Annotated in this window: 8 protein-coding genes and 1 pseudogene; all 9 read right to left on the reverse strand. The window is 60.0% G+C overall.

Going from position 1 to position 8,626, the window contains the following annotated elements; genetic code table 11:
* Nucleotides 1–15: 15 nt before the first annotated feature.
* A complete protein-coding gene (gene amt, locus H7C86_RS20295; RefSeq protein ID WP_182262129.1) occupies nucleotides 16–1,701 on the reverse strand; it encodes an ammonium transporter in 1,686 nt (561 codons plus the stop codon).
* A 569-nt stretch (nucleotides 1,702–2,270) separates the two neighbouring features.
* Complete coding sequence (locus tag H7C86_RS20300; RefSeq protein ID WP_182262130.1) at nucleotides 2,271–3,266, reverse strand: squalene cyclase; 996 nt, start codon at nucleotides 3,264–3,266, stop codon at nucleotides 2,271–2,273.
* A 92-nt stretch (nucleotides 3,267–3,358) separates the two neighbouring features.
* The gene (locus tag H7C86_RS20305) at nucleotides 3,359–4,060 is read right to left on the reverse strand and encodes an Imm52 family immunity protein (protein ID WP_259349255.1); all 702 of its coding nucleotides are present in this window, start codon (nucleotides 4,058–4,060) and stop codon (nucleotides 3,359–3,361) included.
* Nucleotides 4,057–4,233, reverse strand: coding sequence for a hypothetical protein (locus H7C86_RS20310; RefSeq protein ID WP_155277918.1), 177 nt, complete (start codon nucleotides 4,231–4,233; stop codon nucleotides 4,057–4,059). Before H7C86_RS20310 ends, H7C86_RS20305 begins: the two co-directional genes overlap by 4 nt.
* A 43-nt stretch (nucleotides 4,234–4,276) precedes the next feature.
* Nucleotides 4,277–4,696 carry a hypothetical protein gene (locus tag H7C86_RS20315; RefSeq protein WP_030535789.1) on the reverse strand — a complete coding sequence of 140 codons (420 nt, stop codon included), beginning with the start codon at nucleotides 4,694–4,696 and terminating at the stop codon, nucleotides 4,277–4,279.
* A gap of 60 nt (nucleotides 4,697–4,756) precedes the next feature.
* The gene (locus tag H7C86_RS20320) at nucleotides 4,757–5,575 is read right to left on the reverse strand and encodes a hypothetical protein (protein WP_136471673.1); all 819 of its coding nucleotides are present in this window, start codon (nucleotides 5,573–5,575) and stop codon (nucleotides 4,757–4,759) included.
* Nucleotides 5,576–5,707: 132 nt separating this feature from the next.
* Nucleotides 5,708–6,259 carry a hypothetical protein gene (locus tag H7C86_RS20325; protein WP_197941347.1) on the reverse strand — a complete coding sequence of 184 codons (552 nt, stop codon included), beginning with the start codon at nucleotides 6,257–6,259 and terminating at the stop codon, nucleotides 5,708–5,710.
* A gap of 207 nt (nucleotides 6,260–6,466) precedes the next feature.
* Nucleotides 6,467–6,988, reverse strand: coding sequence for a hypothetical protein (locus H7C86_RS20330; protein WP_020968153.1), 522 nt, complete (start codon nucleotides 6,986–6,988; stop codon nucleotides 6,467–6,469).
* Nucleotides 6,969–8,626: pseudogene (locus H7C86_RS20335) on the reverse strand (hypothetical protein); the annotation flags it as partial. The gene H7C86_RS20330 and the pseudogene H7C86_RS20335, both read right to left, overlap by 20 nt.

Consider the following 8,626-nt stretch of genomic DNA (forward strand, 5'->3'; position numbering starts at 1 on the left):
GTCGTCGAATACATGTCAGCTCCCCTGTTCCGTCGCTTCGGTGAGAGGTTCGGCCGCTTGCTGGACGAAACCGCTCCTCCTGCCGCCCGAGTACTCGTTGATCGCGTCCAGAACCGCCTGTGCATGTTCCGAGGCGACCAGCACCTCGACACGCAACCGCTCGGTGAACACGACGTCGTTGCGTTGTCCGCGGAACTTGAGCGAGGCCGAGTCACTCGCGGAGACATGCGCTTCCGATACGACTATCGACTCCGCTCCGGCGGCCAGCAGCGCCTCCCGTAGCTTCTCAGACTCGATGGTCTGCAATACCGCGGTGATGAGTTCGTGCTTCGGGGCGCCGAGGTGCGGAACAAGTTTTGCCCCCTCGACCAGGACCCCCGAGTCGAACCCGCTGGTCTGCGGCGCACCACCCGCGTCCACGAATGCGGCGTTGTAGCGGTATGCGTCCATGCCTTGCTGACGACGGTCGATGTCCACCTGGTCTTTCGGGGCCAGCTTGAGACCGATGGTCTTCTCGATGCCCGTGGCGATCAGCCAGGTCACCACGAACGAGAAAGCGATGACGACGATCAACGCCAGCGCCTGCTCGCCGAGTAGTCCGGCGCCGCCGCCGAAGAAGAGTCCGTCGCGGCCGATCGAATTGATGGCTTTTTCGCCGAACAAACCGAGAAGGAGTGAACCGAGGATGCCGCCGATGAAGTGGACCGCGATGACGTCGAGCGCGTCGTCGAACTTGAAGATCGACTTGAGCGCGAGCGCGAAGTGGCAGACCAGTCCGGCAAGCGCGCCGATCGCCAACGCGGAGAAGGTGCTGACGAAGCCGGCGCAGGGGGTGACGGTCGCGAGACCGGCTACCGCGCCGGTGATCCCACCGATCGCCGTGGCCTTGCCCTCGGTATACCTTTCGATGACGAGCCAGACGACCATGCCGCCCGCTGCGGCTATGTGAGTGTTCATCAAGGCTTGTGCCGCAACACCATCGGCGGCCAATCCGTCGCCTGCGTTGAATCCGAACCAGCCGAACCACAGGATGCCTGCGCCGATCAACGCCAGGGGCACCGAGTGCGGGACTGCCTCGGCGTTGGGCCATCCCGGGCGTTTACCGACCACCAGCAAGATTGCCAGGGCGGCGGCACCGGCGGATGCGTGGACGACAATTCCGCCGGCCCAGTCCTGAGCTCCTCGGAGCGCCAGCCAGCCTTCGGGATTGAAGAGCCAGTGCGCAATCGGGGGGTAGACGATGATCGACCACAGCACGAGCAGAACGGCCCAGCCCAAGGGCTTGAGCCGGTTTGCGGTCGCACCGGTGATCAGCGCGGGCGTGATGATCGCGAACATCATCTGATAGACCACGAACGCCAGAGTCGGTACCGCGACTGCACCTTCGATCAGGTGGAAGCCCGGGGCGGCGGCTGTGTGTATGTCCTGCAAGCCGAACAATTTCAAGTCACCGAGGAAGCCGGAACCCCAGTCTCCGCTGAACGCGAAGCTGTATCCGAACACGACCCAGGTAATCGAGACGAGTCCGAGTGGGACGAGGTTCTGCTGCAACATGACGAGCGCACTGCTACCGCGCACCAGACCGGCGTAGAAGAAGGCGAGTCCGGGAACCATGAAGAGAACCAGGCCGGCGGAGATCAGCACCCACGCCGTGTCCCCACTGTCTATCACTGCTTCGGCTAACACCATTTCCATCGACATCGACGACCTCCGAGCATTATTCGGACCTGAACAAAGTCATTGGTTAGAGCAGCAATTCGCAATGTTCCGGTTCGCTGCGACAGTTACGCTACGCCCCATAGTTGCACCTTCTCAGCAAAATCGGGGGAACATCCGGTTTTCACGTTTAGTAGAGCATTGTTCTGGGAAAAGATGGGACTTTGCCTAAACATTGCGGACGCTCCACAACCTACAATTGCGGGACCAATTCTCGCCGAAAGTGGTTTAAGTCCTGCAAAATGGGGAACGTAGCCGCTGGTGAGCGACACTTTCGGAGCAGAAATGCCGTTTCCAGCTCGGGACTTAGCTCCCTAACCAAGACAGCCGCGAGCGCCTTATTTGATTACCAACGTCGGTGACCCGCCTATCCAATCGGGTAGGTAATTTCACCGAACATCTTCTCACCTGTTCAGATGATTAACCTTCACCGCACTGAGGGCAATCCTGTCGTTAATATGTTCTTCATCCGTACTGGATATTTCAACTGGAAGGTCGAAGATCACCTTTCGATAACCTTTAAAGGTGAAATGAATCTCGCTGTAACTCTTTTGTTATGCAGAACCTAGAGGGGAGGATTGATCCCACCAGGCGAGCACTCGGATGCCGGACAAAGTCAGCCACTTCGACGGCTCCCCCGCCTCTGTGTCGACCTCGAACCACACCCGCCCCGGTTGGCGACCGGCCTGGAGCCACGTCCCATCCGAGGCTCGAGCGGCCCGGATCATCTCGATCGCGTCCGCCATTCGCGGATCAGGCTCATTTCCATACGACAACGACGCTTCACGGAAGTAGTCGGCTGCGTTGAGCACGTTGTAGCGCCACCGGAACGGGTACGCGAACCGGCCGACCCAAGGCCCCACCGGTTCGCCGGTCGAGAGTCGCCGGAACAGACCGCGCTGCAGCAAGAATTCCTCACCGGATCGTCGAGCCGCGCACGTCTCCTTTGTTCCCCCGGTCGCGATCTCGTACGCGAGAAGCCCTTTGAGTGAATTGAGGGACGAATGAAACGACGATCGCGTCGAACCTTCGATCCACTCGCAGTTCCACCCGCCATCCGGAAGTTGATGCTGCACAAACCAATCAGCCAGTTCATCAACACGCATGTCGAGCCACACACCGTTTGCCACCGTCCAGGCGTTGATGCAGCAATCGACCTCACCGTCCCAGTACGGCCGGCCCTCGTACTCCCAGCGACAGTTCTCCGCGAGCAGTTCTGCGGTACGACGCTCCCGCAGAACACTGGCGTCGAGGCCCCACTCCCGCAATGAGTTGAGCGTCCAGGTTGTTGCCGTCCAGGGTTGCGAACTTTGTTCTGCTGCTTCGGGTCCCGCAAAGTCGAATTCAGCCGGGAAGAACGCCCCACCCGCCCATTGGCCGTCTCGGTCCTGCAATGAAAGCAGGCGTGCACCAAATCCTTCGGTGGCGATCGACGCGCGCGTCGCCGCCCACACAGTGGGCGCTTCGTTCACCAGGTCGCGCTCCACCTGCCACCGAATCGCTGGATCCGAATCGAGGAGCCACGCGAGCAAGTCGATTCGGGATGCCATCTGGCAATACTATCGAAAGGCGAAGCAGGCCATCCGGTTAACACATTTCTCGCCGTCTGATGCAATGGTGAATTCCAGACCCGTTGCGGGGCCTACACCGGGTAACCCAACGCCGCCCGCACCGCCACGATGTCGGCGGCAGCGACCTCCATTGGCTTGTCCCCCAACCGAACCAACGTGCCAATGGGCAGTTCCTCCACCACCGCAGATTGGGGGAGTTTACTGCGATCGAACGTAACTCCTGAATGGAAGTATGTTTCCCATCCCACCTCCACCTCACCTTTCGACCGATTCTGAAGGTGCCGGTAGTCGCCGATGCTCCACCGAGCCCGATCCGGATCCGGATCCCAATGCTTGACGATCACTCTCACGATCGCGTCTCCGATATCCGGGTCGAGCAACCGCCGGGTACTGTCGGTGAGCTGCTTCTCCGTCGGCAACGACACCCGGACACTGTTGGGAGCACTGGTTTCCAGCCCGCCGACCCAGGCACCGACCCGGCGCGCGGTCCCGTCCTCGGGCGACAAGTCGATGTCGTAACCCGGTCCCGGGGTGTCCGAATACCCCATCTCCTTCGAGCGGGAATACTCGAAGATTCGCACCAACCCGTCCACACTGAGATCTGCTGGCACCTTGTCGAACTCGGCAGTCGAGACCCACGGCAACGCCAACCCCGGGTCGACCGCTTCCAGATCATCGAGGAAAGCCCGCATCGTCTGCGCCACCTCCTGACTCGACTGCACCCGCGTGCCCCAATATCCGGCTACCGTCGGCCGCCGCCCGAACATGCTCATCGCCCCGTCCTTTCCAATCCGACCTGATCTCCATAGCCCGACACTGCGCGCACTGCCACGATGTCGGCGGCATGGACGTGCATAGGCTTGTCTCCCAACCGGATCAACGTGTCAGTGGGTAGTTCCTCGATCACGGCGGCTTGGGGGAGCGCGCTGCGCTCAAGGCATGCCATCACATAGTTTCACCACGGCAAAGCATATGTAGGGCAAGTTGGTTCAGCCGAGCCATTCGGAGATGGTGGCGTTGTCGATGCCGCCACCGAAAGAGTGGAACACCAACAACGCTTGCCCCGACATCACCAGGCGGCCGTCCTCGGTGAGGCCGATATCGAGCATCCCCGCTTGCCCATGCACCTGACACCACACGAAGTCGGGAACCCGCAACAACCCCGACGCCGGGTCCGTATCGAGGTCCGCCGGATGAAGGGACACTTCACCGAAGACGTTGTCCTCGAACGCTTCCGCGGTCTCACGGTCCACCAACACCAGCGGGCCGGCACCGATCAGTCCGTCGGTAGGTTGCCGGGTCAACACGAAGTGCGCCCTCTCCACGGTCGGCGGCGAGGTTGCGGTATCGACAACTGTGCGATCCCCGACAAACCCTGGCTGTTCCGGGACGACGACCCAGTGGTCCATTGATTTCTCCTCTTGAAGTGTTGTGGTCGAAGTAAATTCGAGATTCTTGTACTCACATGGCTAGCCGTTGCCCAGGTCTTCGAGAACGTCGGCGAACACCGCCGGTAGCGCGCAGTGCTCACGTACCGTGGCACGTCGATGCTCGTCGAGCCACCGCAGTGTCCTCTCTCGATCACCGGCAGCAGCGACCTCACGAAACTGTTCCCAGAACATGACAAGTGGACCTGCCGGGTCGGCAGCCCGGCCGCGGAAGTATTCAATCGCGTTGTCGATAACCTCGAGCGGTGAACCGGTGTCAGTGATCACACGCAGCCCCGCCAAGATTGTCCAGCGTGCTGGACCCGACTGATTGCGCTCAAGGTACTGCTTCTCACGGAGTGGGGTGAGTGCCTCCACCGATCGTGCGTCGAACAGCTCGGATGCTGGCCCCTCAGCCCACCAGATCACTAGCTCGGCAGCGGAGACGGTATCAAAGATATCAATCTGGCGGCCATGGTAGTCGTGTCCGCTATGCCTGCTGTCGTAGTGGTCCTGCCACTCAGTGAGTGTTCCGGGATCGAGGGGTTCGATGAGTGGTAGGTGAGTAATCGTCAGTTTCTCACGGTTGGGAATCGGATCGATCCCGACGGTGTCGAAAAACCATCGCACCGGAGTGTGCAGCAGCTTGGCTCGCAACCCGCTCCCGATGATCGTCCAGTTCGGCCCGAGCTTCTTAACCGCCGCTCCCAACACCTTCTCCCACGCAGCGCCTCTCCCCTTTTTCGGAGTCAGGTCTGCGATCGCATCTATCGCCATCTCCCGCAACTGATCCCGGTCCATTCCCAGGGACTCCAGGACCTCAGTGACCGATTTCGGCGACTTAGGCTTGTCATCGCTCATGTGCATGCTTGCCATAAAGGACCATTCGTATTATTTGGTAGACGAAAAGGAGCGACTGTGCGCACCGCCAGCGGTTCTCCGACGCGGCGCGCGATCCATCCGATTCCACTCCCTCACGCCTACTTCCCTCGGCTACGAGTCCTCAGTACGGAAAATCACATCGGCAAACGCAGAATCCCGAAGCCCGTATGCATCCTCTACAGAACGACGTCGTTCTTCGTCCAGCCACTGCAATGTCGCTAGTCGGTCTCTGTTTTCCGCGACCGCGCGAAATTCTCGCCAGAAACTTTGGACGTGGCCACCGACGTCACGGCGAGCCAACTCCCAGAGGACGCTGTCGATGACCTCGATTGGCGAACCGGTGTCAGCTATCACCCGCAGTCCAGCCGAAATCATCCAATCCCGGCAAGGCTCTTCCTTGCGGTCGGCATAAGCCTGCTCGGCTGCAGCTACCGAGTCGGGGAAGCGGCGCTGCAGCAAAGAACTTGGTGGACGGACCCACCAGCGCACGATCTCCGCAGCACCGCGGGTATCGAAGATGTCCATCTGAATATTCGGTGGTTCAGAATCTGTGGGACCAGGTTGATATGAACTCTGTCGAAAGGTGATAGTGCCCGGCGTGAATTCTCTCATCAGGGGCGCATGACTGAAGGTCAGCTCTTCCCGATTCGGTTTGGGATCCAAACCCAATGGAATTGAACCACCATCGCACTGGTAGATGGATCAACTCCGCCTGAGTGCCAGATCGTGCCACAACCCACTCTGGGCCAAGGTTGCTCGCCGCAGACTTCAACACCCGCTCCCATGCGGAACCGCGCCCCTTCCTCGGGGTCGACATGGCCAAGCCATCGATTCCCTCGAGGATGGAAGCCAACTTCGCTCTCCGGTGTATCAAACGATCGAGCGCTGCCAGTGGCTTTCTCCAGGTAAATCACGATAACGCAGCAAGAAGTCGGAAATGTTCCGCCCCACGATAGGCCAGTCCTCACGTCCGTCGAGAGTTGAAGCTAACAGAACATTGAAGTCGTTTTTTCTTGTGTCGAATACAATGAAATCTGGCTCGACCACCATTGTGCCGATTATTATGTCACTCTTCAAGAAGCGCCCATCCTCGTCATCCCAGAATTCCAGCTCGCGTTCCGTAACTTCTCGAGCTTTGGGCGGAGAAAGGAGTGTTATTCCGTCCTTTCCTAAGCCCCTATCGTGGTGAAGTCTGCATTCTCTCGCGCTTCTCCATAAATCGAAGAGATCTCTCGGCAGGGTATCTAGGTTCCAATACTGAGACACCTCTTCAGCCTCTGCCGGCGGGTCGTATGTGTTGTAGACGTCGAATGATCGGCCTGGATGCGTCGGGACTAGGACCCGCTGGATGTCGGGATAGGACTCCAGCGCATCAGTTATAGATATCGGCATAAAATTCCCACCATCGAGTGAAGAGTGCATGTATAGAATTGGGCAGGGGAACTAGATTCCAGAAGTCATTCGTGCCTCCGTACTTCCGGGGAAGTATGTGGTGCACCTCCCATCCTGCCCAGGGGTCCGCTCCGGGGGCGGCCGGCTCCGGAACAGGAAAACCTCTTTCCTCCCATTCGGCCAAGAATATTTGACGTGCACTCGAGGACCAGGTTACTCGGTCCGCTGGTGGGACGCTGGGCATTCCGTATGGGAACGGTCGGATCGTCTCGAACGTCCTGGGGTCAAGAATAGCTGGATATACTTGACCCCAAGTATTTGCAGGTGGCCATGGAAAGTCTGGCATGTCAACATGTTCGGTCGGTCCCGGACTGTCACTTGTATCGCCAGACGGGAAGTCGGTGCCCAAAGGCCACGTACTGTCGAGAGGTTGCTCCACAGTTGGGCTGGTGCCTGGCGTCCGATCGCCTTCACTTCCGGGCGGACCAACAAACGTGGCCCCCGGCTGGATTGGCTCGTGCTCGTTTTGTGGCGGTGTAACTACGCTGGTCGACGGCCGCTCGGTCGGGTCCTCGATGGCGCCAGGGCTGGGAATGGTGCTCGGATCGGTGGCGAAGGGGTCGAATTCCGGTGGGCCAGGTTGCAGCGGAGCGCCGGGAGCATCCGGATTCACCGGCACCTGACCGACATCGGGCAGAGTCGGCACACTCGGTTCCTCGACGTGACCTGGCGAGGGAACATTCGGGGTAGAAATCCCTGGTGTCAGGTTCGGCCCTGGATCACCAATCTCCCCCGGCGTGGATGGTTCCCGCTCGCCACGATCGGGATCGCCGGGAAAAGTGGGTTGCGAGGGTTCCGGAATCGTGGGATCCGGGCGTGCAGGTTCATTCACGGACGGAACAGAGGGTTGGTCATGCTCGGCAGGTGCAACGGTGCCGTCGATGACGGGTATGCCGCGCGGTGGCACTCCACCCGGCCGGGGAACACTCTGCGCCGGAACAGACGGTGCGCTGGTCGGGGGCCGGGTCGGTGTTGTCCGGTTCGAGACGATCAGGTCTTCGGCCCGGACTGCGCCAGCAATCAGACGCCCCCCACGCAATGGTGGGAGAACGAAGCTCATGATCTCGCCGGTGTAAGGCTGATCGAAAGCAACGCCCGGGTCCAGATAATGCGGGTCGCCGATCAGAACGGGTTCGCCGGTGCTCCAGTCGTACAGGTACAGAGTGGAGGTGTAGTTGTCGAAAACCCGATGCGGGCGACCCTGCTCGTCGTAGGTGACCTGCAGGTCGTGCTCTTCTCCCTGGGCGTCGGTGTACGTCCAGCTCCACACGTTCGGCACTTTCGAGGCTGTGCCAGACCAGCTGGTTCCGTTTTCGTCCGTGAAGGAGGTGTCAGTGACGACAGGTTCGGTGGTGTAGTCCTGCCCGCCGATGTTCGAAGTGATCGGCTCCTGGGTTTGATTGGCGAGTATTGCGTCGCCGACAGGGTTTCCGGTTCCTGTTTCAGTGATCGGTGGTTCGGAGACCTCGGAGTTAGGGTCACCGGACATGAGATGGCCGAGGTCTGAATCTGCCGGGTCCGCAGGTTCTGTGGTGTAGTCCTGCCCGCCGATGTTCGAAGTGATCGGCTCCTGGGTTT

The organism is Rhodococcus sp. UFZ-B548, assembly GCF_903819475.1.
GTDB lineage: Bacteria > Actinomycetota > Actinomycetes > Mycobacteriales > Mycobacteriaceae > Rhodococcus_F > Rhodococcus_F erythropolis.

Excerpts from the sequence above, each read along its gene's own strand:
- amt (WP_182262129.1), bottom strand. The coding sequence starts at position 1,701 with ATGTCGATGGAAATGGTGTTAGCCGAAGCAGTGATAGACAGTGGGGAC.
- H7C86_RS20300 (WP_182262130.1), bottom strand. The coding sequence starts at position 3,266 with ATGGCATCCCGAATCGACTTGCTCGCGTGGCTCCTCGATTCGGATCCA.
- H7C86_RS20305 (WP_259349255.1), bottom strand. The coding sequence starts at position 4,060 with ATGAGCATGTTCGGGCGGCGGCCGACGGTAGCCGGATATTGGGGCACG.
- H7C86_RS20310 (WP_155277918.1), bottom strand. The coding sequence starts at position 4,233 with ATGGCATGCCTTGAGCGCAGCGCGCTCCCCCAAGCCGCCGTGATCGAG.
- H7C86_RS20315 (WP_030535789.1), bottom strand. The coding sequence starts at position 4,696 with ATGGACCACTGGGTCGTCGTCCCGGAACAGCCAGGGTTTGTCGGGGAT.
- H7C86_RS20320 (WP_136471673.1), bottom strand. The coding sequence starts at position 5,575 with ATGAGCGATGACAAGCCTAAGTCGCCGAAATCGGTCACTGAGGTCCTG.
- H7C86_RS20330 (WP_020968153.1), bottom strand. The coding sequence starts at position 6,988 with ATGCCGATATCTATAACTGATGCGCTGGAGTCCTATCCCGACATCCAG.